Origin of the sequence: Calothrix sp. NIES-2100, from assembly GCF_963875285.1 — a bacterium.
Classification (GTDB): domain Bacteria; phylum Cyanobacteriota; class Cyanobacteriia; order Cyanobacteriales; family Nostocaceae; genus Aulosira.
The window spans coordinates 8,726,574-8,749,737 of sequence record NZ_CAWNLA010000001.1 but is presented as its reverse complement, the minus strand read 5'-3'; the positions used below and the strand labels follow the sequence as shown (position 1 = coordinate 8,749,737).

Genomic DNA, 23,164 nt, shown 5'->3' with positions numbered 1-23,164 from the left:
ACATTCAAGAAAATTTATTGATTTCCAGGCGCTTGCTTCATAAATGTCAAGCTTTCTAAATCAAACTTAGGCGTTCGCTATAAGTATGGTCGGCGTGTTGCTTGAGCTAGCTTTGTCATTGAGCTAGCTTTAGCGAACGCCTGGAAAAAATTAGCAAAATTTACCCAGCTATACTTTCAATCAAATGCCAATGGCGACTGCGTTCAATCGCTTGCTTCACAAATTCAAATGTTTGTCGGCAGTGATTATCAAGTTGGAGTGGCAATTCCTCATTTTTAACCACAATACTCAACCGGGTTTCTGTTTCCGTGGCTGTTGATTTATCAATCAGTACTTCCACCTTCACTAACTTGGAAAAAGAAACAGTACCGGGAATTTCACGCGCCATAATGTAATCGGCATTGTAGTATTGAACATCCAATTCACAGTCTTGTAGCAGATCTACAAGCAAAGGCTGGAGATGCTCAACAGGAACAGAAACAATAAATGAACAGGTATAGCGAGCCATAATAGCCCCACGCCTTGCAACACTCCGTCCATCCTATAATACCTAAGTATGTAAACTCCAAGTCTTTATCAATTCATTAAATAAAAAAGTCAGTTGTCATTGGGCATTGGGCATTGGGCATTGGGCATTGGGAGGTGTGAGAAGCTTTTTTATATTCTCCCCACACTCCCCACACTCCCCATATCCCCCTCATCTCCCTGATTCCCTCCTCGCCATTACCAGTAATAACTAGATAACTGGCAATTTACGTTAAAATAAGGGTCTGGCAGAGGTGTGCATGTTCACCAACCTCACCCTTGAAGGGTGAGGATTGTCTAAACCAATTTAGGCAACGCAAGAGGTGAATACCGCATTGAGACACAGGTTGGTACGCACTTCCAGATACTTCCCTAGTCTGGACTATCTGCAAGCCTAATTGGTTAGGTGCTGTTAGACAGGACATCTTATCTGTGTTGCGGGAAGGGACTTAAACGGGTTTTGCTGGTTTCCTGGGCTTATCGCCATTTAAAAACCAGTCCCCGTAAGGGGCTTGTAAAGCCGTCCTAGAAGGACGGGGTTTCAGACCCATTTTTCTGATGAAAGTAGCAATTACTGGAGCAACAGGATTTGTGGGGAGTCGTTTGGTACAACGGCTTCATCAAGAAGGTCATAGTGTGTTGGTGTTAACGCGTAATCCTGCCTTTGCCCAAAAGGTTTTTCCCGCTAAAGCTTTTCCCAATGTAGAAATAGTTGCTTATCAACCTACTACAACAGGTTCTTGGCAAGATGCGATCGCCGGTTGTGATGGCGTTGTTAACCTAGCAGGCGAACCCATCGCTGAGGAACGCTGGACACCAGAACAGAAACAGAAAATTCTCAATAGTCGCAAGCTAGGTACACAAAAAATTGTCCAAGCAATAGTCCAGGCTAGCCCTCAGCCCAAAGTGTTAGTCAACGCTTCAGCTATCGGCTTCTACGGCACTAGTGAAACTGCTACCTTTGACGAAACCAGCCCGTCTGGAAATGATTTTTTGGCCGAAGTCTGCCAAGCTTGGGAAGCAGAAGCAAACAAAGTTCAAGATGCTGGTGTGCGATTGGTAATTCTGCGTTTAGGTATTATCTTGGGAATGGGTGGTGCTTTGGGTAAAATGATTACGCCCTTCAAAATTTTTGCCGGGGGCCCCATTGGCAGCGGTCGGCAGTGGTTTTCGTGGATTCACATAGACGATTTAGTCAGCCTGATTGTGCAAGCTTTAACCAATCCCCAAATTGAAGGTGTATATAATGCTACCGCTCCCCAGCCTGTGCGGATGGCAGACTTGAGCCAAACTATGGGGCAAGTAATGAATCGCCCTTCCTGGTTACCAGTTCCGGCTTTTGCCCTCGAAGCACTGTTGGGAGATGGGGCAAAAGTAGTGTTAGAAGGGCAAGAAGTTCTTCCCAAGCGCACTGTGGCAGCGGGCTTTGAGTATCAATATCCTAATTTGCGCTCTGCATTAACACAAATTTTGCAATAAGTCAATGGGGATTGGGCATTGGTTTGTTTACCATTAATCAGCTTGGAATTTTCGCGAAATCCAACTGATCAGTCCGGTGAGAATTGCGCCGCCCATGAGAATACCAATGGCTGGGTTAAACACAGGTTGCCATAGTTGATGCCATAAATCTAATCCTAAATTTACACCAGAGGCATCACCAATAACTGCGATCGCGAACCACCCAAAGCCAAAGAAAACCAGAAATACATCTGCAACTAAAATCAGGTTTAGCCAGTTTAACAATTTATCTTTCATACAGGGACTAGGGACTAGGGATTAGGGGTTAGTGATTAGGGGCTAGGGGGATGAGGAGGACAAGGGAGATAAATAAGAAATGCCCCATGCCCCATGCCCCTAATTATCAAACAGCCAGCCTTTAACTTTTGTCAAACTCTGCCAATCTGGTTTTCTCGTTAAACCATCTTCAATGCTTTTTTTGACTTCGTCCTCCCATTCTTGATTTACAAAAATTAACTGTTGGGCGAAATCAACATGTTCCCGCAAACCTTTTTGCTTAGTTTCCAGCATGGCTACAGCCAGATTAATTCTGGCTTGTGGGTCTTGGGGATTAAGCTTGACTGCTTTGAGTGCGGCTTTGTAAGCTAAGTTGCCTTTGTTTTCCAGCAGATACAACCAAGCCAAACAAGTCCAAGCAGAACTACTTTTAGGAGCGCGATCGCAAATTTCTTTAAATACAGGAATTAAAGCAGCGGCGCTTTCTCCAGCTTTATAGCGTTCCAAACCTGTATCAAACAGGGATTCAACGGTATTAGTCATTGGTCATTAGTCATTTGTCATTTGTCCTCTCTTACAAAGTTCTGATCGGAGGAAACCTCCGCTCCGACTTTGCGCTTTGTCATTGGTCATGAGAAATTTCACAACTGACCCCTGACAAAGGACAATCTTACACTCCAAATGACTTTCCGCAACCACAGGTTTGGTTGGCGTTGGGGTTAGTGAATTGGAAGCCGCCGCCAATCATAGAATCGCTGTAATCGAGCATCAAGCCATAGAGGTATAATAAGCTTTTGCGATCGCAAACAATTTTGAAGCCATCATAGTCAAAAACTTCATCCTGCGGGGTAATCTTGCTGGCGTCTTCAAAGTCCATCATGTAGGACATTCCAGAACAGCCACCTTGTCTCACGCCTACCCGCAAGCATAAATCTTGACTTTGCTTGTCACGAAGGGATTTTACCTGGCGTAATGCCGCTTCGCTTAACTGAATTCCACGCTGTTGTGGCTGAGTTGCTTGTGTCATCTGCTTTTCAACTCCTTAATTGGTCTAACCAGTAGCCTGGGGTTGTCGTTGGTGTTTTTGTATCCATTCTAGCGACATTGATGTCTCTGATTGCCAAATTGTAAAGACTCCGTCAAAAGTGGCTAAATATTTTTATTCTAGAATTGAGAGATTCGGTGGGTTTAGAGATTCGCTATTTTTGGAGATTCAGCCTGATGGCAGCACCAATCGCCACCAATCTTCTTTCTTTAGCTCTGGAAAATTTCATCCGAGGCTAGCCATTCCCAAAAATTGCCGAGGATATTGCTTCTTTTAATTAATTTACTCTATGACAAGTTTTAATCGCTCTACCAGTCGTCGGTTGAAGAAGTTATCCCAAATTCCTTCTGTATGGGAGGGCGATCGCCGTCCGTTGTCATCATCGCAAACCCAGCCAATAGACGCAGAGTCCAAGGGGGACTGCATACTGTGGGTGGATGGCTCTCAAGGTATTGTTAGAGGAATGGACGTAGTCTCACCCGACACTGGCCCAGAAGCAGTGGTTCGCACTTTAATGCGGGCTATGGAGCATCCCCATAGTCCAGCCAAACCAGCTAGACCGCAAAGAATTGTCGTGCGCGATCGCGAGATCCAATTTTATCTGCGCGGTGTGCTACAAGACTTGGATATTGCCATTGAGTACGTACCAGAATTGCCTTTGATTGATGAGCTGTTTCGCTCTTTTGGGGAAATCCTCGATAGTCAAATCCCCGATTTACCGCCGCAGTTTGCCCAAGCTTTACAAGAGAAGGCTTTCGCCATTTGGCAAGCCTCTCCTTGGGAATTTTTAGAAGAACAGCAAATCTTGTCTATAGAGATTAATAAATGGGATGTTGGTAAACTCTACGCCTCAGTTATGGGAATGCTGGGGATGGAATATGGAATTTTGTTGTATCGTTCCGAAGAGTCCCTCAAGCAGTTTCGCGCCGCCGTGTTAAGAGATGAAGAATCACAAGGGCGTTTAGAAGAAGCATTCCTCAAACAAGATTGCCTATTTCTGACCTTTGAGCAAAGTGAGGAAACAGAAGAATTTGAGGATGATGACGGTGATTTAGCGGATTTGCCATTATCAGAAATTGACCCGACTTTCGGTAATATCCATCCTTTAGAAGGACTGCGATCGGTTTTATATGACGAAGAAGCACTTGTGATGTTTGTGGCTTTAGAAAGCCTGAGCCGCTTTATCCGCGATCACCGTCGCCAACTCTGTGCAGATTCCTTCCCCAGCCTCAACCATCGCTATCGAATTACGCTTCCTCAGTCCAATGAAGCAACTAAAACAGTATCTGTAACTGTCTCTACCATGCCAGAGTTAGCAGCAGAATTAGAGGAAATGGCAGGTATAGATCTCGAGGATGACGAAATGGGGGAATCTTCCTCGATGTTCCGTTCATTAAGAGATGATTTGATCCCAGAAGATTCTTTTCTCAGCTTGGGAGTAGTCTCTTGGGAGATGCTGGCGTATTTGCGTCAAGGCGTTACCTATCATCCCATCGGTGAAATTCCCCAAGTAGGTGACGGATTGCCTGTAATTTTAATTCAAACTTCCCGTCCTCGAGCTAAGACGGTAATTGAAAATCTAGAGGCCACTGGTGGATTGAAAGCCATTTGCTTTAATCCTGGTGCCGATCCCTTTGATGGTAATAGCTACGACTTAGGTTTATTACAAACTCAGAATGATGAATTGTTTTTATTTGGGGAATTTTTAGATGACGATCCCGTTCATGTAGAAGCGAGAAAAAAATGGAATCAGCGGTGTAAAAATACCAAAGGCTACTGTGGCTTAATCATTGCCAAAGGATTGACAGGATCTTCCCGTGGTAACCCCCAATTACGGGATATGATGGCTCTGTTTGAAGCGCGATCGCTTTCTCCCAAAGATTTAGGTATTGGGACTTTGCAACTGGCTCCCCAACTTCAATTTGAATAGTCGTTAGCTATAAAGCAGTCTTTGACGCACCCACCGTTAGAAGAGGTGGGATTGGTGCTATGCCCACATTGGGCGATCGCGCCTATAATCTGCTACCCCAGCACAACGAGGACATGAAAAATCATACCGCTTGTGCCCTCTTCTGCCTTATTTCCAAAACAGTCAATCACGGAAAAATCTCACAACCAAAAATGAAAATTTCTCTTCCCTAGTCCCTAGTTCCTAATTCCTAGCCCCTAATTTTATTACAGCCTCAATAATTGAAATTTGTTAATTAATTGGCATATTTCCTCAAGCCAATTAACTAGAAAATATGTGCTTGTTTGTTGTCTGCGTTACATTTATTTACAATTAGTTTTTTATCACCCTCTGAGGGTGGATATATTAGCTGCAACAACTTCTTAATTATCATCCACAAGAAGTGGCTATTGTTTGTGTCTACAGACAGAACGCAACTTCTTTATAAATCGTTACATTTAAATCAAGAAACAAATTGTTAAGGGAAAAATGGAACCTCGCTCTTCCACTGATTTACCAACAATTGCTACAGAATATAACGGCGTAGATCGGAATGCTTTTCTGTTTGGTTGGACACCGCAAGCAGAAATCTGGAATGGTCGTTTAGCAGCTATTGGCTTTCTTGCTTATTTATTGTGGGATTTAGCAGGATATAGCGTGCTGCGCGACGTGTTGCACATCATTGGTTACTAACTGATTAAATAATCAAAAATCTGCTCAATTTAGGAGATAAAAAAATGCAAAATCGTCCTTCTACTGATTTACCACCTGTTGCTACAGAATATAATGGCGTAGATCGGAATGCTTTTCTGTTTGGTTGGACACCACAAGCAGAAATCTGGAATGGTCGTTTAGCAGCTATTGGCTTCCTCGCTTATTTATTGTGGGATTTAGCAGGATATAGCGTACTGCGCGACGTATTGCACGTCATTGGTTACTAACCGTTTAAATAATCAAAAACCTGCTCAATTTAGGAGTTAAAAAAATGGAAACTCGTCCTTCTACTAATTTACCACCTGTTGCTACAGAATATAACGGCGTAGATCGGAATGCTTTTCTGTTTGGTTGGACACCACAAGCAGAAATCTGGAACGGTCGCTTAGCAGCTATTGGCTTCCTTGCTTATTTATTGTGGGATTTAGCAGGATATAGCGTACTGCGCGATGTTTTGCACTTGATTGGCTATTAAGTAGTTCGATTTCAATTTAATTAAGTCATAGATGCCACCAGTTAGGGCACAACATTGTTGTACCCTAACTTTTTTAGTGCTTATATTTATCTGTCAAGTCGCTTTAGTCCAATTCGTAATTACGAATTACGAACTACGAATTACGAATTATTAGGTCATTTGTCCTTTGTTATTTGTCTAATGACCATTAACCTCAAACATTTTGTTCTGGTTTATTCAGACGAAACCAGAACCTTGAACCGCCTTGAGGACGAGGTAAATAACCAATTTTACCTCCCCAACGTTCAACTGTAATGCGACAAAAGTAAAGTCCAAGCCCAGCTTTACCCGATTTATTTTCACCTTGGGCAAATTTTTGAAATAAATTTTCTACTATCTCTGGCGCTACTCCTGTACCTCGATCATCAACTGTCACGAGAACAGATGTTTCATCTTGTTGTAAACCAATTTCCACAGTAGATTCTGGTGGACTGTGGCGCAAGGCATTTTCTACTAAATTTGACATCACCCGATCTAAACGGGAGCGATCGCCCACTACTCTCCAGTCTGCTGTTAAGTCTATATTGCTGGCTAGTTGTAGTTGCAGATGATTGACTGCAAAACTAGGACTTAAGAGCTTGATGGCTTCTTGTACAGAAGCTAAAATATCCGGTGCTTGTTCCGCATCTAGTGTAAAAGCTTCTAGCGATCGCATCTCTGCCGAGAATGCATTTAATATTTCCCGAATCAGCATTTCTTGCTTAATTGTCTGCTGTCTTCCTATATTTAACCGTTCTTCTCCTTTAGGTGTTAAATTTTCAAATTCCAACAGAGCTAGACAACAATTAATACTGCTTAATTGTCCGGCTATATCATGAATAATACAATGAATTAAAATTTCTTTCTTCTGCTTATCTTTTAATAATTGTTGATAACTTAATTGATTTTCTCTGGCTTTTTGAATAATGTATTGCCTTTCTTGATAAACATCTTCTAATAATTCAATTAATAAAATTTTTCTCTGATTTAGAGAAATTGCTGAGGCTTCAAAATGGTATTCTTGTCCAGTTAAATCCCGCTCAGTCCAGAAGCCGGAACTAAGTTTTGTAGCACTATGATCTTGCCAAAATTCTTCTGCATCAATTAAAAAATTTTCTAAAAAAGGAAATTGTTCTTCCGGTATTAAGACTTCCATACCTGATGTAATTCTGGGATGACAAAAACGTTTTAACCAATTTGGGACTGTCCCAGTCACTTTAAAAGAGCCAGGATTAAGTCGCTCTAACACTAGAATATTCAAGGCTGCGAATAGGTCGTCTGTGATAGAGTCATTCATGATTTCACGCCATAATAAATTAACTATTTGATAAGATTACTGGTTTAAAATTTTAATTAATTTTTCTTGCAACAAGCTGAATTCATTTGCTTGTTGTTGAATGAGTGCGCAATGTTTTTCATCCCAAGTAGCATCTAACAATAATACCCAATCACCCTCCTCGGAAGGAAAGAGATGAACATCTGCACAAACACCATATTCAGTTTTCATTCGTGGTAAAAATAAAGGAAAATCGTCTAATGGCAACATCCCTTCTAAAAAAAAGACCTGTTCTGTGATATTTTCTCCTGGTTTCAGGTTAGTAACTCCGTATATAGCTAATTTTCCTCCCCAAGCAGATAAACAGCCATCTTTGTTGACTAAAAGATAGGCAAAAGACCTTCCTTCTAGAATGAAAGTCAATAGATAAGCAATCACAGGAGTGGGAACATCTAACATTTATCCAGCCATTATTTTTTCAGCAAGAGTTTGAAAAACTTCTGCTACCCCGATACCATGTTTCGCACTAGTTTTCATCACAATCCAATTTTTCTGCTTGATTGCGTCGATTTCTACAGGATCAATCTCCCATTCATCTTTTAAATCCCATTTGTTCAGTATCATAATAAAAGGAACGTTGCCAATAGTTTCTTCTACTCTTGTTTGCAAATCAAAAGCTTTTTCAAGAGTATTTTTCCGAGTACCATCTACTACTAATAAATAGCCAGATGAACCTCGTAAATAAGACATGCGCACTTTTTGAAATTCATCTTCACCATAGAGATCCCAAAGGATAAGATTGATTGTTCTATCTTCAAGATTTACTGTTTTCTTATCGATTTTTACTCCTACAGTCGTATGGTAATTTTCGGAAAAAATACTGCTAACATATCTGGCCACTAAACTTGTTTTACCAGTGGCAAATGCACCTACCATACATATTTTTTTTTGGAGCATAAATTCATAATTACTGAGCGCGAGAAGTGTTGGTCATGAATATTTTGAAGGATACTTTGCGGTTAGCAGCTTTTGCCAATTCTGGAGATAAAGATAGGTTAGAACCTGCGCCTACAGCTTTAAATTTGCTGGTGTTGATTCCTTGGGAAGCTAAATAAGATAGGATTTTATTGGCGCGGGCAAGGCTGAGAAAATTGTTGATTTGTTCTGTTCCAGTGGTACTAGTGTGTCCTGTAATTTGCAGACTTATATCTCTACCAAGATATTTACCAGCAGCTAAAAGCTGATTGATTTTTATCTCTAAATTAGCGAGTTTATCAGCTTCACCAGGAATTAACTCTGTTGTTCCCTCTACAAAAAATAGTGTTTCTTGTTCAATCTGTTGTTTATATAGTTCAAGTTGGCTCAGTTCGAGTTCTTGAAGATTTTTCTCGTTAAATTGAGTTACCCCGGGAATAAAACGCCATAATTTTCGTGTTTCTAAAATCCATTGGCGGGGTGCAGTACCAGTAGCATTAAGAATGCCATTGTTGTCAACTTTTAATGATACTGTTTTTGGTGGTAGCAGTAGTTTCTCTGCTCTTATGGTAACTAATTCTGGATCTAATGATAGATAAGGTTGCCATTTACCGATCACCTTCTGAGGATTGAGATTTGCTGGCTGTATGAGTATTTTGGGATCTACTGCTAAAGGATCGCGCATTCCGGAAATTAAATATTTACCCTGATGCTGCTTGGTATTAATGACAACGATTCCTGGTTCCGATTCAAGTTTTTGGATATAGGAATGCCAACGAAATTGCTCTTTGAGCGTCAAAAAGCCCCAAATCCCACAAGCGATCGCTATTGTACCTAAAAAAGTCCAGGCATAAGTATAATTTTTCTTAGGGGGAGATTTATAACCATCAACTAAACAAGCTTCCAAATAAGGTTTACTAGCTGCAAATGGCTCTGGATCTCCAGCAAAGGCGTTAATTTCGCTACTTAGCCTCAGGTGAATTTTGGCGATCGCATCTTGTAGAATTAACCTTAATTCTTGAGGCGGTTTCCCCCGAATAATCGCGGCTAATACAGCTGTTGGCCCTTCTTCCACCCAAATGGTGAGTTCGCCAAACTGCAAACTGTGCAATCCTTCGTTATGTTCCACACTGAAAGAGTCTTTGACAAAATCCTGGATAGCTGTCAACATCGCGGAAACTAAATCGGGATCTTGAATTGTTACCCTAGGCGCTACCAGATGTTGCAGTAATAATCCAGTTTGTTTATGAATCAAAAATACTTGTTCTACTCGATAAACCAGGGTGCGCAGCAGGATAATTTCCGCAAATGATTTTCCTGTCCTTTGCGCTTCTAGCCGCCATCGCCAACTCTGCGCTGACAAGCTATGTTCTAGGGTTTGATTGAGAGATTGCATCATCTCTTCCAGCGCGGTGGAAATCGCCTTGCGTGTGGCTGACCCGACAATGGGAAAAAACGCTTCTGAAAGTATATTATGGTCTTGTTTTACTGAGGTATGAATAGCTGTTTCGACAGTAGATACTATTGCTTCTCCTAATTGTTTATCTTGCTGCGATCGCAAAACTATAGCTTCTGGAAGCAGACGGCTGATATCTTCTGCTTGAATTTGGGGATTATCTAATCGTTCGTAGAGTTTATCAAGTTGAGTCGGCTCAACACCGAGAAGTAAACTGCGAAGTGTACTTAATTCATCGCTAGTTTTTAAATGATTATTTGTCGAACTGTCTGCGATTTCCGATAACTGCGTTAAGCGCTGGTTTTGTCGCTTATTTACAGAAATTTCTGTAATGCTGTGGCTATTACTATTGGGCAAATTAGATGATTCTTTAGATATTTCATTCTGAGATTTATTACTCATTTTTACAAAGCCAAGTTTATTTTTTCAATTTATAAAAATATATTGATTATTCAAAATTAAAAATCTTACAAGGTTAGCGGAAAAACCCCTAACTCCTTGTTTTATAGCTGTAGCCAGATAGATTAGGACATCAAGCTAAGATAAAACCCTGACAATAAAAGCCTTTCAAGTCTGTCAACAGTCAACAGTCAACAGTCAACAGTCAACAGCTATAATTAAGATTTAATATCAGCATTCAACCTGATAGCTAATTCGCTAAACAGAGAAGCTAGCTGAGAACGGTCAGTTTTTTCTCTGCGCAGTTCTTGCGATTCCCGTTCTAGTAAAGTCAAAATTTCTTCATATTTTTGCCTAATGTCATCTTGGAGACTATTAGATTGGTTAAGGAGATGTTCGCGCAGTTCCCTTTGGCTATTAGTAGTTTGTTCATCAAATTGGGCAATTTTTTTCTCTAAAGAATTAGTGAGATTTTTATGATCTTCCGCAAGTATTTTCACTGCTGTATCCCGTTCTAATTGCTCATTTTTTAAGCGCTCAGTTAAAGAATCAACTTCTTTTTTAATATAAGTTTCCAAATAATCTAAACGTTTCTTTGTCTCATCTCGCAGGTTAGTTAATTCTTTAACTAGACGTTCTTCTAAACGTGCAAACCTTTTGTCTACCTCCCTTACCTGGTTACCGAAAAGAATATCTCTGACTTTATCTAAACTGTTAAGTTCGCTCAGATTTGTCCCATTCAATTGTGATTTGTTTATCTCTTGTGCAGACCCCCCTTGCCCTAGCTCTCTCAAATTATTATTATTAATATATTCTTCAGGCGGGTTCATGGGTTTAATCCTTATCAGGGTAAAATTAGTTGTACTTATAGTTGTTTTACCAGATTTAGAGACCAAAAATCACTCCGTAAGGTAGAATCATTGAATACAACACATAGATGCATCTCCCTGAAGATAGAAATGCATCTGTATACATGTTGACGGGTATAAATATTAAGTAATAATTAAAAAATTTCTGGTTGGAGTATTTGTTGAGGATATAGTCCTCCAACTACTTAAAGTAGAAAGCGAAACAACACATACAAAGCCGAAGTCACCAGTTGCAGTAGCATCACTGGGATGCCGTAGTGTAGAAATGTTTTAAAAGATATGCGCCGTCCATGTTGCTCAGATATACCTGCGGCTACTATGTTAGAAGATGCGCCTACTAATGTGCCGTTACCTCCCAGAGTTGCACCAAACATCATGGCGTAAAACAGGGGTAACACTTCTGGCGGAAATTGTCCTTGAAAGTCTGAGGCGAGAACTGCGTCTGGTGCCAAACCGACGTTGACAAGATATTGTTTAAGTAAGGGAACCATCGCCACTACTAAGGGAATATTCGGAACAACGCTAGATAATATCCCGACAAAAAATATTAAAACCAAGGAACCCAACAGAATATTTTTTCCCAAAATTATGCCTAATATTCCTGATAAAGCGTTGATTACCCCGGTTTTTTCTAAGCCACCAATCAGCACAAAAATACTCATGAAAAATATTAATGTACTCCAGTCTACATCCCGTAAGATATTGTTAACTGAGTCGATTTTGCTCTGGTGAGATAGAAGTAAAGCTAAAGCTGCGCCTAATAAAGCAACCGCAGCAGGTGATATGGGAACTGGTAGAGATTCGCCAATCACAAAAAATAGCAATACAAAAGCGATAATGATTGCACCCACTGCTAAAACACGCGGATGATTAATTTGTGGATGTGGAAGTTGTTCGAGATTTTCTAGTTTTGTCCGCCAAATTTTGCGAAATAAAAATGGTAATGTGGCTGTCACAGTAGCAACGGCAATTACTCCACCTAAACTCAACCTTAATAAATAATCTGTAAAGCTAATATTAATGGCATCACCAACAATAAATGTAGCTGGGTCGCCAACTATTGTCAGGAGTCCAGCACTATTAGCAACAAATACCATCAAAATCAATAAAGGTACAAAATTGACTCCTACTTCCTGCGCCATTGGTGGAATTAAGGGTGCTAATAACATTACTGTTGTCGCATTGGGTAAAACTGCACAAATTGGGGTAGTAATACCAACAATACCTAGTAGGAGACGCTTACCATCACCTTTAGCCAATAACACCATTTGAGTGGCTAAGTAATCAAATATTTTTGTCGGCTCAAATGCGCGCACTAGTACCATCACACCAAAGAATAAACCGAGTGTGCCATGACTATTGCCGATATAAGCAACAGCTTCTTTTAAAGTCATGACGTTGGTAAAAACTAGTAATAATGCTCCTAAAAAGGCAGCAATGGTGAGATGTACCCATTCTGTCATGATTAAAACAATGACAGATATAAAAGTAATGACGCTCAGGACCGCTTGCCAATTTTCCACCCTATCTCTCCCAAAGTCTATTATTTGCATAATAGTGAAAAAAGCCACCTAAGGATAGGTGACTTATTGATAAAGCACTCCTATTTGATTTGTGAAATTACTCAAAAAGACTGGGAACACAAAAAAGGGAACTATAAAGAAGCGGGTTAGGGATATATAGAGTTTTTTCAGCCAATCAAACAGGAGTCCGAGGAATTTTAAGGAAATGAAGAGGAACTGAACTTCATAGCCTTTGTTTATTCTTCAATACAAGTAGGGATACCTAAAACAGCACAAGGGAAATCAGAACCTAGTGCCTGAATAATAGGATGATTAACAGATCGACAACCTATAAATAGGATATCGGCAGTTTCTAATTCCACAACTTTTTTAAGTTCCGCAGCCACAGAACCAAAGCGCAAATGAGATTTAAAAGAACCTTGCCATTCTTCAGCGAGACTGCGTGCTTGCCAAAGAATTTGGTCGGCTTGTTGGATGACAGCTAAGGATTTTTCTTGTAAGTGTGGTGCGATCGCTTGGAGTGTTGGCTGAGTTAAAACGGGTGTAACAGTTTTAGATACGTTGCTTACTGGACATTCTAAAGGAGTGAGATGTCTGGTAAAGCTAAACATATCTGAATACTGACTCTTTTGCTTATCTGCTACCACATAAACTGCTTGAACTGTTACTGGCGTGTTAGTAGCCAAGCGCGTTTGATGGGCAATCCAAAAAGCTATATCTAGGGCGGTATGGCTCTTGGGAGATGCATCATAAGCGACAATTAAGTTAATTGGTTTTGCTGTTGTAGAAGCTTTTTTAGAAAAGGTTTTTTTTGGCTCTGGTAGCAATACCATTTGCTCAATTAAGTCATCTCGACCGATGGTGCTTTGTAGGCGCACTAGCATTGGCTTGATTTTCACAGCTTAACTTCTCTCCCATGAAACAAATGACTAATGAGAAGCAGGGTAACCAACTTTGTCTTTTGTCAATTGTCAATTGTCCTTTGTCATTTGTTCAGATTTTCTACCTAATGACTAATGACCAATGACCAATGACCAATGACTAATAACTAAAATCGGTAAAAGAAACCCCAATAACAACTGGTATAAAAGCCAAAGTTTTTGGCGGTTCCTTCCACTGCCGACGGAGTTAGCTGACGGGCTAAGACTGGAAGGTGTCTCTCATAAAGATTAGCCCCAAACATTGGTTCCTCCGCTCCAAATTCAAGATTTGCCGAATTTGAATTAGGCTACCCACTAAAAGCATCATAATCTAATTTACTCGTCTTGGGTAAAATAACGATCAAGAAAATTCAGGGCGTGGTTGCGCAGTTCAAAATATTCTTTTGAGTTGCGCATAGCAGCGCGATCGCGTGGATGCGCAAAAGGTACTTCTAATATTTCTCCAATTGTGGCCGCAGGGCCATTAGTCATTAAGACGATGCGATCTGACATATAAATTGCTTCGTCTACATCGTGAGTAATCATCATCACTGCTTGGCGATGGTTTTCCCAGATATCTAATACTTGTCGCTGCAATTTACCTCTAGTTAACGCATCTAGCGCCCCAAAAGGTTCATCCATCAGCAACATTTTTGGGCGAATTGCTAAAGCTCTAGCAATACCCACACGCTGTTTCATACCCCCGGAAATTTCATCGGGATATTTGTCAGCAGCCGCCGTCAAGTTTACCATTGCCAAGTGTTCGTTAACAATGCTAATTTTTTCAGATCGATTGGCATTTTTTAGCACTTCATCTACAGCTAACCGGATATTTTCTCGCACTGTTAACCAAGGTAAAAGTGAATAATTTTGAAACACCATCATCCTTTCGGCTCCTGGTTGGCGAATTTCTTTTCCATCTAGCCGTACCGAGCCGGAAGTGGCTTTTTCTAATCCCGCTACAATTTTTAACAAAGTTGATTTCCCACACCCAGAGTGACCAATTACGGAAATATATTCATCTTCACCAATGGAAAGATTTACACCATCTAACACAACAAAATTACCTTTATCTGGTGTCGGATATGACTTGACTAAATTTTCAATTTCGAGAAATGCACGGCGGGGCATAACTTTGTTCTGAGTATTGATAGGTAGTGCGGTATATTCCATCATCAAATGCTCCTGATAATTTAGCCGTTAGTCAATAATTGGGACTTGGGAATTAAGACATGAAGAAACGAATCGGAGATTTAGCTCTAATTTCAAAACTATTTAAATAGCCCACAGGATCGCTAGGATCAAAAGCTTTTTTATCTATGAATACTTCTTTAGGTTCAACTTTGTAATCATCTTTAGGGCTTTCAATCCCCATTTCCGAGGCTATCTCACGATAAAGGTCTGTTCGCCAACCTTTTTCGGCTAATTGTTCAGCATCTTTGGGAAATTCTTTAATTTGTCCCCAACGCGCTGCTTGTGTCATCAACCAAATACTTCTGGATCGCCATAAGAATGTTGAGTGTTCTCCTGGCTGTTTGGGCAGGTTGTCAGGAATATCAAAGAAAATCGTATTATCAGCAGCTTGAATGGTGCGATCTTTGCCATCAAATCCGCCATAGTTGTAATTGCCGAGAATTGCTGGCCCTGTAAACTTGGTAATTGGCGCACCTTTCTTTTTCGGTTTTGCACCAGTAAAAGACCTATCTGTAATTAGCTCGGCTACTTCTTGGCGGTTTTCTGGTTTGCTGCAATACTGACAAGCTTCAATCATCGCCTTGACTAAGGAACGATAGGTTTTGGGATAGTCTTCGATGAATGATTCCATCACTCCCAATAACCTATCGGGGTGTCCTAACCAAACTTCTTTACCTTGGGCGAAGGTAAAACCGATACCTTCATTACCTGTAATTGCCCTAGTATTCCAAGGTTCGGCAACCATGTAAGCTTGCATCGCCCCAATCCGCACATTGGTTACCATCTGCGGCGGTGGGACAATGATGACGCGAAATTCTTTGAGCGGATCGACTCCAGCGGCGGCGGAAATATAACGGACAAAGTATTCGTAGATGGCAGAACTCAACACTACTGCCCAAACTTTGCGTTCTGGGGGTTGGTTGTCAAAGTAATTGCGAAAATCTCTACCGAAGGCTTCTAACGCACCATCGCCATATTTTTCTTGATACTCGTACCACGGACGCAGCCCAAAATCCCACATGGCTTTGTTCATCGTCATGGCGTTACCGTGGCGGTGAATTGTCATGGCGGCACATAATTTGGCATGGCGTGCGCCTTCTGCACCAATTCTGGCGTTGGTGACTGCACCAGATACTACAGGCGAAGCATCCAAGCGACCAAAAATCAAGCCATCGCGGGAGGTTGCCCAACTGGCTTCGCGGTTGAGTTTGACGTTTAAACCGTATTTGCGGAATAAGCCTTTTTTCCAGGCGATCGCAAATGGCGCACAATCATTTACAGGTACGTAGCCGACAGTAATATCAGGCTTTTCTAAGTCTTGGGATCTAACTACTGGTTTTATTGCTAAGGCTTCTTCGCTTAGTCCTTTAGCGCCAGTATTACCTTTGATAGCACAGGAGGATAGCGCCATTGAGGCGGTTGTTGCTCCCATTCCTAAAAGAAAATCGCGTCGATTCCAGTTATGATCAGCCATTGAAGTGGCTCCAGCCGAGATTAATAGGGGGAAATTAGCTCACGTAGAGGCGCAAAGGCGCAAAGGTAAGGAGATGTTGAGGGTGTTGGCGTGAAAAATGGGAATTATTTAGCAACTGAGGGGCGACGGGTTACTAATTCTTGAATTTTGCCGACGGCGTAATCAAGGATTAATCCAGTTACGCCAATTACTAATACGGCAAGAAACACTGAACTCAAATTTAAACGGCTCCATTCATCCCAGACAAAGAAGCCTATACCGATACCGCCGGTGAGCATTTCTACGGCGACAATTACTAGCCAAGCAATGCCTAAACTGATTCGCAATCCAGTAAAAATGTAGGGTAAGCTGGCAGGCCAAATAATTTTGGTAATCCGTCGCCACCGAGGAATTTCTAAGACTCTGGCGACATCTAAATAATCTTGGGGAACACTAGAAACTCCTAAGGCGGTGTTAATAATTGTCGGCCATAGGGAGGTAATGAAAATTACGAAAATTGCTGAAGGATCTGCCAAGTTGAAGATAGCTAAAGCAATCGGTAGCCAAGCTAATGGTGATACTGGTTTAAAGATTTGAATGATGGGATTTAAGGCTAACATTGCCGGTTTGGACATCCCAATTAGAAAGCCTAGGGGAATCGCTACTATTGCACCTAACAGAAAACCTAGCAATACTCTGCGCAGGCTGGCTAGCAACAACCAACCGATTCCTAAGTTACCTGGCCCTCTTTCATAGAAGGGGTTTAAAATGTAATCCAGATTCGCAACTAGCGCTTCTGGTGGGGTGGGCATTAATTCTTGGTTGAATAGCGCCACAATCCACCATAGAACAATTACCCCTAAGAATCCTAAAGCGGGGAGTATGACAGCATCCTTGACAATGACAGGTTTAGCTTTTTTCCAAGCTACTTGTCCAGCGATCGCAAAAATCGCCGCTAAATTTAGTTGCAACAGCATTCACAACCTCAACAGATATCAGCACGGGTACAATAATCCGAGCAGTACCAGCCTTGGACACTGATGAGATTACAAAAATGTCTTCTCTTCAGTCTCCTCTCAATGCCTACGAAGTTAGCTGACGGGCTAGGGCTGAGAGATGCCCCTCTCTTCAAGGATGAAGTGTTAAGTATCAAGGATGAAGTGTGAGAACACTTTTTTCCTTGAGTCTTGATCCTTGAGGAGATACGCCCCACAATTTGGTTCCTCCGCTCTAGCGTTACATACTGTGATGCGCTAGATTAGGCTGACTTACTCTAATTTTGCATAATATAACATGCTTTCTCAGTAAAAATATCTGTCCCCAGATTAAAATTGTTGATTTCACTACCTGAAGTGCATAAATATTCTAGGTGTTGAGTAATCGTTAAATTTTATATACAGAGTTAGCTATGTTAGTTAATATGCATACAACCACGTTGACTACAGGCAGAATCATCAAGCTACAAAATATTTGAGTATTTGGCTATTGCCTAAATAGAAAGGATATATATGATACGTTATCCTTTTGTTTGAAGGACAAACTATTAAGCAAACACAGCATTTATACTGAAACTAGCAGTAGAAAAATCTCTACCTTTCGGTAGTGGTAGATTTTGAAAATTTTATTACTTAAACGCGGCGCTTGCTAAAATAGTTGCATATAGCATTTTAGTCATCTGTCTATTTACAGAATTTAAAATAATGGATTTTAGTCAAGTACTGGCTGAAAAAACTGACACAATCCTCCAGAAATGGGTATTAGAGGTTCGTAAAGATCAGCATATTGAAAGCGCTGATGATTTATCTTATACAGCAATTAAAAATCATCTGCCCGATGTGCTCAAAGCAATGGTAACAGTGCTATCAAAATCTCAAGGGAATGATGTTAAATCAATAGTTGTGGCTAGTTGGCAGCATGGTGTTATGCGAGCTGAACAAGGCTTTGATCCAGGAGAAATTGCGCGGGAATATCATTTACTCAGAACGGTAATATTTGAGACTATAGAAACCTCTTTGTTGCAGGGAACACCAATAGCGATCGTGCGGGCGATGCGGTTGATTGATACTGTGATTGATGAAGCGATCGCACGGTGTTTCAATAGTTATTTTGAAGAACGCTTAGGAGAATTACAACACCTGTATCATTCCCTAACACTCCATAATGAAGAACTAAATCGCTTAGTTAATACTAATCAAGATTATCTGAATCAACTAGCACACGAACTAAAAAGTCCTTTAGCTTCAATTATTGGTTACTCAGATTTATTTTTACGCCAACAACGACAGCAAAATGGCAAAAATGACACGCCAGTAAATTTAGAACATATTGAGCGCGTGCTACGCAATGGCAGACATTTACTGCGTCTGATCAACGATATATTAGAAGTTTCGCGCTATGACACAGGCAAAATCCAACCACAACCCGAATTCATTAATGTTTGTGAATTAATTAACAATGTATTGGAAATGTTGGAGCCTCAAGCTAGGGAAAAAAACTTACCAATTATAGTTAATTGCGTACGCGCTCCTCAACAAGTATTTACAGACCCAGTAAAAATGCAACAGATTGTTACAAATCTTATTACTAATGCCATTCGTTACACAGAGTCTGGCAGCGTTAATATAACATGTCAGGTATTGGATGAGCAAAAGTGGGCGATCGCAGTTAGGGATACGGGAATTGGGATTGCACCAGAAAATCAAACTCAGATATTTGAACCCTACTTTCGCGTGACTTCTATGAATAATTCCTACGTTCCTGGAAGTACTGGGTTAGGTTTAGCAATAGTTGCGCGACTGGTAAAACTATTGCAAGGTGAAATTAATTTAGTTTCCCAGATTGGGGTAGGTTCCACTTTTTCAGTGACTTTCCCTTTGCAATTGAAGATGTGAATTAGCAATTATATCGCAGTTTTAAATAATTGGTGAAACAAATATTCTCGACTTTTTAAACGTGGAGATTATTACTTATGACTCAAGCCCAAACACAAGCACAAACCGAATCAAAATTATACACCTTTGATGAATTTATTGAATGGTATCCAGAAAACTCACAAGTCCGGTATGAATTATATGATGGAGTAATTGTCGAGATGCCTAAACCTAGAGGGAAGCATTCAAAGTTAACAGGTTCTCTGATTGAAAGATTACTGATAGCTATTAGAGAGATGGGGAAAGGCGACATTTGGACAATACCCAGAGAATCGATTGTGAAACCGTCTCGCGATAAGTCAGGGTACGAACCAGACATAATTGTTTTGGATGAAGAAACTATTGGTACTGAAACACGGTGGGAAGCCGAATCAATTATTCAAAATGCGACTTCGGTTAAATTGATAGTAGAAGTTGTGAGTACAAATTGGCAAGACGACTATTATGATAAACGTCGTGACTACGAAGCTATGGGAATTCCAGAATACTGGATTGCAGATTATGCTGCTTTAGGTGGACGCGAATATCTCGGTTATCCCAAACAGCCTACTATTTTCGTATACGAGTTAATTGAAGGGGAATATGTAAAAACAACATTTAGAGAAAATGACTTGATTAAATCCCCTACCCTTCCACAATTCAACCTCACCGCGCAACAGATTTTTGATTTAGCTTTGAAAACAGGAAACGCCGAAACGTAAAGGATGAAACAGCAAAACAAGGAAGCTTCACTTTTTAATGTTGGGTTAATTTTACCCGAATTTGTTCGAGACGATTTATAACCTACCTTGTTTTTTTAACTTAGCTAATGCATCTTCAGCCGCAGCTTTTTCAGCATCTTTCTTATTACGTCCTTTACCTTCGCCATACTCTTTTTTATCCACAAAAACTTTGGCTAAGAACTCAGGTGCATGAGATAAACCACCTGTTTGAACTGTTTCATATACAGGAGGATTTGGGGTAACGTTGCGTTGTACCCATTCTTGAAAGCGATTTTTTGAGTCTATATTAGAGCGAATTACGACAATTTGCTCAGATACAGAATCAAATAGCGGTTCAATAATTGCGCGAACTGCTTCAATATCAGAATCGTTATCTAGATAATAAGCAGCAATGACAGCTTCAAAGGTACTGCTGAGTAAATTAGGGTTATGATATCCGCCATCTCGAATAGCACCCTTTCCTAGCCGCATCTTAAAGTTTAAATCTACTTCTTCGGCGAACTTTGCTAATTGTTTCTCATCTACTAATGCAGAACGTCGCCGTGTTAATTCATCTTCTCCTTTTTCTGGATGGCGACGATAGAGATACTCGCCACTTAAGTAATTTAGCAAAGCATCACCGAGAAATTCTAGGCGTTCGTTATGTTCTCCTTCTCCTGGGTTTTCATGAACATAAGAACGGTGGGTAAGCGCACGACGCAGGAGTTTTTCGTCATGAAATGTTAGAAGTTTGTGCATTTTTATATTTTGTTCTATTGCGAAAAGTGACTGTTGGGAAATTTGTCTTTAAACATGAAAAAACCGCAAATAGCGGCGCTGTTTAGTAAATCTTTGGGTAGGGTGCGTTACGGCTTTAGCCTAACGCACCGCCAGACTAGGTTGTTAAAAGCCAATTCAATCAGCAAGTTTACCTAACTCAATTAAAAACAATTGCTGATTCTGCATTTTGACTTTTCCATCCTTCACAGCAACATCAACAAACTTGCTAAAGCGTGAAAATGGCTTACCATCAGGTTTCATAATTGAGGAAACCCCCTGATAGTTAGCACAACGCTGACGCATTAGTTTATCAATGTATCCAAATACTGTAGGCTTACCTTTTTGTAAAGCAGTTTTGATAGCCTCAGTTAGATAGTCTATAGCTTCATTGTAACTAATTTGAGAATCAACAACAGTGGTTTGAAGTTGAGTCTCATTAGCAACTAACTGAGGTAACTCGTCTATAAAGTAGAAGTTATCACTACCTACAAGTTTAATCAGTTTTGGACTAGCACTACCTTGTTGAGCAAAGATTATTACTTTTTTAACCAAAGACTTTAGCATACAAATTAAGCCCGCATAGTCCCAGTCTCCTAATACCAGGATAATTATATTAGGATTAGGCGAAGATTTTGGAGTAAACAATTGAGTACAGTCATATATCAATCGATAATCTGCACTGTTCTCTGAGGAATCAGGAACATCAACAGACTTAAAACCAAGAACCTCTAGATTATTTTTAGCGGACACTTGGTTTTGATGCCCTGAATTATAATAGACATTTTTGCACTCTATACGCCCTTGGGATTCGGCAAATTTCAGCAATAAATGACCTTTTCCTTGAATTGAGGAGACGTTCTGAATATCCCAAAAAATAGCGATATAATTTTGCTGCTGGCTTGTTTGCCTGTTGGGAAATTGATTAGCGTCTGACATTACAATATGTACAGTATTTTGATGCTTTTTACTTTGTCTCTGTTTAGGGTTCATGTTTTTTATGTTCCTTTTTTTGTTTTTGCAACAGCATCGGAACAACATCAAAACAGTTAAACCCAGTACTAGCATTTCAATTAGCTAATACTGAGTGTAGGTTAGAAGTTGCAAATCCGGCAGTTTCGGACTTGTATGTGAGGGTGTAGTAAACTAGGTGACTAACTACTAACTTAAGTACATAATTAACAAAGCAAATTTTTGTTTGATTAGTTAACTAGGTACTGAAATTAGTACTTACCCAACTAGTTGACTACATACTCACGTACAAGTCAAAAACTGCCGCATATGCAACCACCAACCTTAGCTTAAGGCTTTTGTATGATGATTATATGTGCTGCTGTTACGAAAAATATATCACTGACAATCCTAGTAATGTCAAGTAGCTAATAGTTAATTTTTTTGACGTTGCTTCTTTTGATAAATGTAGGACTGGAATTACCTGGAATCTTAAGGTGGGAAACCCTTCTAGGGAAGTTCACTATATGACAAAGTAGTAATATGGTGGTGCGTTAGGCGCTTAGAAAATTTTTTAGTGATATATCATATCGAATCAAATGCGCCTAACACACCCTACAGTGACATTCGACTCGACAATAATCTACCTTTTTACTGGATAAGTAATTTATGACTTACTTTCAGCGATCGCACTATACAAAATGCCTAATATTTTCTTGATATCCTTGATATAATACTCACTCAAATCAATCGAAACTATATTTCCTTCTAGCTTGAGAAATTGCCAGAGAGTACCAATAGTAACAGCACCATATATAGCCTTGATTTTATTTTGATTTTTATCGTTAAATAGTTGGGCGGCTACCATTTCGGCAATACATTGTGCTAAACCAAACCTTAAATTTTCATTCTTGCTTTCTACAATAACAACTACCGGAATGCGGACAAGCAACTGCTCGGAAGATAGACTCAAGATAAAATCACAAAAGCCATTTAGCCCGCGTTGGCTATCAACTGTAAAATCAACCCCAGAAAAAAAGCTAATTTCATAATTAAATTTGCGCCTAATTTCTAATAAAATTGGGCTAATAATCATTTCGCTTCGAGCTTTTTCCGAACTGATAGCTACGGCTAAATCAACGTTTTCTTTCAGTATGGTAGATAATAAATCACTACATTCTTGCTCCTGCACACCTGCAAACATTCCCGATGACTCATGGATAATTAAACCAAAAGTATCAATTATATCAGCAAGTCTGAAATCACTATAAGCCATAAAAT

The 23,164-nt window shown here is 40.2% G+C and carries 24 protein-coding genes and 2 riboswitches; of the genes, 7 read left to right on the top strand and 17 right to left on the bottom strand.

The window, feature by feature from the left end; all coding sequences use genetic code 11:
• Positions 1 to 160 precede the first annotated feature (160 nt).
• Positions 161 to 508, bottom strand: a complete 348-nt coding sequence (locus AACU32_RS35685; RefSeq protein WP_096606987.1) for a hypothetical protein — start codon at positions 506 to 508, stop codon at positions 161 to 163.
• A 575-nt stretch (positions 509 to 1,083) separates the two neighbouring features.
• Between AACU32_RS35685 and thyD the strand changes: the two genes are divergently transcribed.
• A complete protein-coding gene (thyD, locus tag AACU32_RS35680) occupies positions 1,084 to 2,004 on the top strand; it encodes a thylakoid membrane protein ThyD (RefSeq protein ID WP_096606986.1) in 921 nt (306 codons plus the stop codon).
• Positions 2,005 to 2,037: 33 nt separating this feature from the next.
• Here the strand turns inward: thyD and AACU32_RS35675 are convergent, their stop codons facing one another.
• From AACU32_RS35675 to AACU32_RS35665, 3 genes are all read right to left on the bottom strand, one after another.
• On the bottom strand, positions 2,038 to 2,280 hold the full coding sequence (locus AACU32_RS35675; RefSeq protein WP_096606985.1) for a hypothetical protein: 243 nt from the start codon (positions 2,278 to 2,280) through the stop codon (positions 2,038 to 2,040).
• A 99-nt stretch (positions 2,281 to 2,379) separates the two neighbouring features.
• Positions 2,380 to 2,802 (bottom strand): tetratricopeptide repeat protein, encoded by a 423-nt coding sequence (locus tag AACU32_RS35670; protein ID WP_096606984.1) that lies wholly within the window; start codon positions 2,800 to 2,802, stop codon positions 2,380 to 2,382.
• Positions 2,803 to 2,929: 127 nt separating this feature from the next.
• Positions 2,930 to 3,286, bottom strand: a complete 357-nt coding sequence (locus tag AACU32_RS35665) for a HesB/IscA family protein (RefSeq protein ID WP_096606983.1) — start codon at positions 3,284 to 3,286, stop codon at positions 2,930 to 2,932.
• 307 nt (positions 3,287 to 3,593) lie between these two features.
• Here AACU32_RS35665 and AACU32_RS35660 point away from each other — a divergent pair, with 307 nt between their 5' ends.
• From AACU32_RS35660 to AACU32_RS35645, 4 genes are all read left to right on the top strand, one after another.
• Entirely contained in the window at positions 3,594 to 5,234 is a 1,641-nt protein-coding gene (locus AACU32_RS35660; RefSeq protein ID WP_096606982.1) for a DUF6930 domain-containing protein, read from the top strand.
• Between the two features lie 507 nt (positions 5,235 to 5,741).
• The gene (locus AACU32_RS35655) at positions 5,742 to 5,945 is read left to right on the top strand and encodes a high light inducible protein (RefSeq protein ID WP_096606981.1); all 204 of its coding nucleotides are present in this window, start codon (positions 5,742 to 5,744) and stop codon (positions 5,943 to 5,945) included.
• Positions 5,946 to 5,989: 44 nt separating this feature from the next.
• Positions 5,990 to 6,193 carry a high light inducible protein gene (locus AACU32_RS35650; RefSeq protein WP_096606980.1) on the top strand — a complete coding sequence of 68 codons (204 nt, stop codon included), beginning with the start codon at positions 5,990 to 5,992 and terminating at the stop codon, positions 6,191 to 6,193.
• Positions 6,194 to 6,237: 44 nt separating this feature from the next.
• Complete coding sequence (locus AACU32_RS35645; RefSeq protein WP_096606979.1) at positions 6,238 to 6,441, top strand: high light inducible protein; 204 nt, start codon at positions 6,238 to 6,240, stop codon at positions 6,439 to 6,441.
• 193 nt (positions 6,442 to 6,634) lie between these two features.
• Here AACU32_RS35645 and AACU32_RS35640 read toward each other — a convergent pair whose 3' ends face one another.
• The 10 genes from AACU32_RS35640 to ntrB form a co-directional block, all read right to left on the bottom strand.
• Complete coding sequence (locus tag AACU32_RS35640; protein ID WP_096606978.1) at positions 6,635 to 7,756, bottom strand: sensor histidine kinase; 1,122 nt, start codon at positions 7,754 to 7,756, stop codon at positions 6,635 to 6,637.
• Between the two features lie 36 nt (positions 7,757 to 7,792).
• Positions 7,793 to 8,194, bottom strand: coding sequence for a hypothetical protein (locus AACU32_RS35635; protein ID WP_096606977.1), 402 nt, complete (start codon positions 8,192 to 8,194; stop codon positions 7,793 to 7,795).
• On the bottom strand, positions 8,195 to 8,692 hold the full coding sequence (locus tag AACU32_RS35630) for a Rab family GTPase (protein WP_096606976.1): 498 nt from the start codon (positions 8,690 to 8,692) through the stop codon (positions 8,195 to 8,197). It abuts the gene before it with no gap.
• A 10-nt stretch (positions 8,693 to 8,702) separates the two neighbouring features.
• Entirely contained in the window at positions 8,703 to 10,568 is a 1,866-nt protein-coding gene (locus AACU32_RS35625) for an OmpA family protein (protein ID WP_096606975.1), read from the bottom strand.
• A 215-nt stretch (positions 10,569 to 10,783) separates the two neighbouring features.
• Positions 10,784 to 11,395 carry a hypothetical protein gene (locus tag AACU32_RS35620; protein WP_096606974.1) on the bottom strand — a complete coding sequence of 204 codons (612 nt, stop codon included), beginning with the start codon at positions 11,393 to 11,395 and terminating at the stop codon, positions 10,784 to 10,786.
• A gap of 224 nt (positions 11,396 to 11,619) precedes the next feature.
• The gene (locus AACU32_RS35615; protein WP_096606973.1) at positions 11,620 to 12,957 is read right to left on the bottom strand and encodes an SLC13 family permease; all 1,338 of its coding nucleotides are present in this window, start codon (positions 12,955 to 12,957) and stop codon (positions 11,620 to 11,622) included.
• Positions 12,958 to 13,193: 236 nt separating this feature from the next.
• Positions 13,194 to 13,841, bottom strand: a complete 648-nt coding sequence (locus AACU32_RS35610) for a universal stress protein (protein ID WP_096606972.1) — start codon at positions 13,839 to 13,841, stop codon at positions 13,194 to 13,196.
• A gap of 218 nt (positions 13,842 to 14,059) precedes the next feature.
• Positions 14,060 to 14,182, bottom strand: a riboswitch (cyclic di-AMP (ydaO/yuaA leader).
• A 31-nt stretch (positions 14,183 to 14,213) separates the two neighbouring features.
• Positions 14,214 to 15,050, bottom strand: coding sequence for a nitrate ABC transporter ATP-binding protein (locus AACU32_RS35605; RefSeq protein ID WP_096606971.1), 837 nt, complete (start codon positions 15,048 to 15,050; stop codon positions 14,214 to 14,216).
• 52 nt (positions 15,051 to 15,102) lie between these two features.
• Positions 15,103 to 16,545, bottom strand: coding sequence for an ABC transporter substrate-binding protein (locus AACU32_RS35600; RefSeq protein WP_096606970.1), 1,443 nt, complete (start codon positions 16,543 to 16,545; stop codon positions 15,103 to 15,105).
• A gap of 104 nt (positions 16,546 to 16,649) precedes the next feature.
• The gene (ntrB, locus tag AACU32_RS35595) at positions 16,650 to 17,501 is read right to left on the bottom strand and encodes a nitrate ABC transporter permease (protein WP_096606969.1); all 852 of its coding nucleotides are present in this window, start codon (positions 17,499 to 17,501) and stop codon (positions 16,650 to 16,652) included.
• Between the two features lie 88 nt (positions 17,502 to 17,589).
• A riboswitch (cyclic di-AMP (ydaO/yuaA leader) is annotated at positions 17,590 to 17,799 on the bottom strand.
• Between the two features lie 425 nt (positions 17,800 to 18,224).
• On the opposite strand from ntrB, the gene AACU32_RS35590 reads away from it, so the two are divergent.
• Entirely contained in the window at positions 18,225 to 19,415 is a 1,191-nt protein-coding gene (locus AACU32_RS35590; RefSeq protein ID WP_096606968.1) for a sensor histidine kinase, read from the top strand.
• A 77-nt stretch (positions 19,416 to 19,492) separates the two neighbouring features.
• On the top strand, positions 19,493 to 20,155 hold the full coding sequence (locus tag AACU32_RS35585; RefSeq protein ID WP_096606967.1) for a Uma2 family endonuclease: 663 nt from the start codon (positions 19,493 to 19,495) through the stop codon (positions 20,153 to 20,155).
• A 75-nt stretch (positions 20,156 to 20,230) separates the two neighbouring features.
• On the opposite strand, the gene rnc is transcribed toward AACU32_RS35585, so the two are convergent.
• The 3 genes from rnc to AACU32_RS35570 form a co-directional block, all read right to left on the bottom strand.
• Complete coding sequence (gene rnc / locus AACU32_RS35580; RefSeq protein WP_096606966.1) at positions 20,231 to 20,914, bottom strand: ribonuclease III; 684 nt, start codon at positions 20,912 to 20,914, stop codon at positions 20,231 to 20,233.
• Between the two features lie 156 nt (positions 20,915 to 21,070).
• Positions 21,071 to 21,925: an NYN domain-containing protein gene (locus AACU32_RS35575; RefSeq protein WP_339378555.1), complete on the bottom strand. Its 855-nt coding sequence runs from the start codon at positions 21,923 to 21,925 to the stop codon at positions 21,071 to 21,073.
• Between the two features lie 625 nt (positions 21,926 to 22,550).
• Positions 22,551 to 23,159 carry a hypothetical protein gene (locus tag AACU32_RS35570; protein ID WP_096606965.1) on the bottom strand — a complete coding sequence of 203 codons (609 nt, stop codon included), beginning with the start codon at positions 23,157 to 23,159 and terminating at the stop codon, positions 22,551 to 22,553.
• Positions 23,160 to 23,164 lie beyond the last annotated feature (5 nt).

Bases quoted from the DNA above. Each gene is read 5' to 3' on its own strand.
- AACU32_RS35600 (WP_096606970.1), bottom strand. From the start codon at position 16,545: ATGGCTGATCATAACTGGAATCGACGCGATTTTCTTTTAGGAATGGGA.
- AACU32_RS35665 (WP_096606983.1), bottom strand. From the start codon at position 3,286: ATGACACAAGCAACTCAGCCACAACAGCGTGGAATTCAGTTAAGCGAA.
- AACU32_RS35630 (WP_096606976.1), bottom strand. From the start codon at position 8,692: ATGCTCCAAAAAAAAATATGTATGGTAGGTGCATTTGCCACTGGTAAA.
- AACU32_RS35610 (WP_096606972.1), bottom strand. From the start codon at position 13,841: ATGCTAGTGCGCCTACAAAGCACCATCGGTCGAGATGACTTAATTGAG.
- AACU32_RS35620 (WP_096606974.1), bottom strand. From the start codon at position 11,395: ATGAACCCGCCTGAAGAATATATTAATAATAATAATTTGAGAGAGCTA.
- AACU32_RS35590 (WP_096606968.1), top strand. From the start codon at position 18,225: ATGGATTTTAGTCAAGTACTGGCTGAAAAAACTGACACAATCCTCCAG.
- AACU32_RS35655 (WP_096606981.1), top strand. From the start codon at position 5,742: ATGGAACCTCGCTCTTCCACTGATTTACCAACAATTGCTACAGAATAT.
- AACU32_RS35570 (WP_096606965.1), bottom strand. From the start codon at position 23,159: ATGGCTTATAGTGATTTCAGACTTGCTGATATAATTGATACTTTTGGT.
- AACU32_RS35660 (WP_096606982.1), top strand. From the start codon at position 3,594: ATGACAAGTTTTAATCGCTCTACCAGTCGTCGGTTGAAGAAGTTATCC.
- thyD (WP_096606986.1), top strand. From the start codon at position 1,084: ATGAAAGTAGCAATTACTGGAGCAACAGGATTTGTGGGGAGTCGTTTG.
- AACU32_RS35685 (WP_096606987.1), bottom strand. From the start codon at position 508: ATGGCTCGCTATACCTGTTCATTTATTGTTTCTGTTCCTGTTGAGCAT.
- AACU32_RS35650 (WP_096606980.1), top strand. From the start codon at position 5,990: ATGCAAAATCGTCCTTCTACTGATTTACCACCTGTTGCTACAGAATAT.
- ntrB (WP_096606969.1), bottom strand. From the start codon at position 17,501: ATGCTGTTGCAACTAAATTTAGCGGCGATTTTTGCGATCGCTGGACAA.
- AACU32_RS35625 (WP_096606975.1), bottom strand. From the start codon at position 10,568: ATGAGTAATAAATCTCAGAATGAAATATCTAAAGAATCATCTAATTTG.
- AACU32_RS35575 (WP_339378555.1), bottom strand. From the start codon at position 21,925: ATGAACCCTAAACAGAGACAAAGTAAAAAGCATCAAAATACTGTACAT.
- AACU32_RS35675 (WP_096606985.1), bottom strand. From the start codon at position 2,280: ATGAAAGATAAATTGTTAAACTGGCTAAACCTGATTTTAGTTGCAGAT.
- AACU32_RS35645 (WP_096606979.1), top strand. From the start codon at position 6,238: ATGGAAACTCGTCCTTCTACTAATTTACCACCTGTTGCTACAGAATAT.
- AACU32_RS35670 (WP_096606984.1), bottom strand. From the start codon at position 2,802: ATGACTAATACCGTTGAATCCCTGTTTGATACAGGTTTGGAACGCTAT.
- rnc (WP_096606966.1), bottom strand. From the start codon at position 20,914: ATGCACAAACTTCTAACATTTCATGACGAAAAACTCCTGCGTCGTGCG.
- AACU32_RS35640 (WP_096606978.1), bottom strand. From the start codon at position 7,756: ATGAATGACTCTATCACAGACGACCTATTCGCAGCCTTGAATATTCTA.
- AACU32_RS35635 (WP_096606977.1), bottom strand. From the start codon at position 8,194: ATGTTAGATGTTCCCACTCCTGTGATTGCTTATCTATTGACTTTCATT.
- AACU32_RS35605 (WP_096606971.1), bottom strand. From the start codon at position 15,050: ATGGAATATACCGCACTACCTATCAATACTCAGAACAAAGTTATGCCC.
- AACU32_RS35585 (WP_096606967.1), top strand. From the start codon at position 19,493: ATGACTCAAGCCCAAACACAAGCACAAACCGAATCAAAATTATACACC.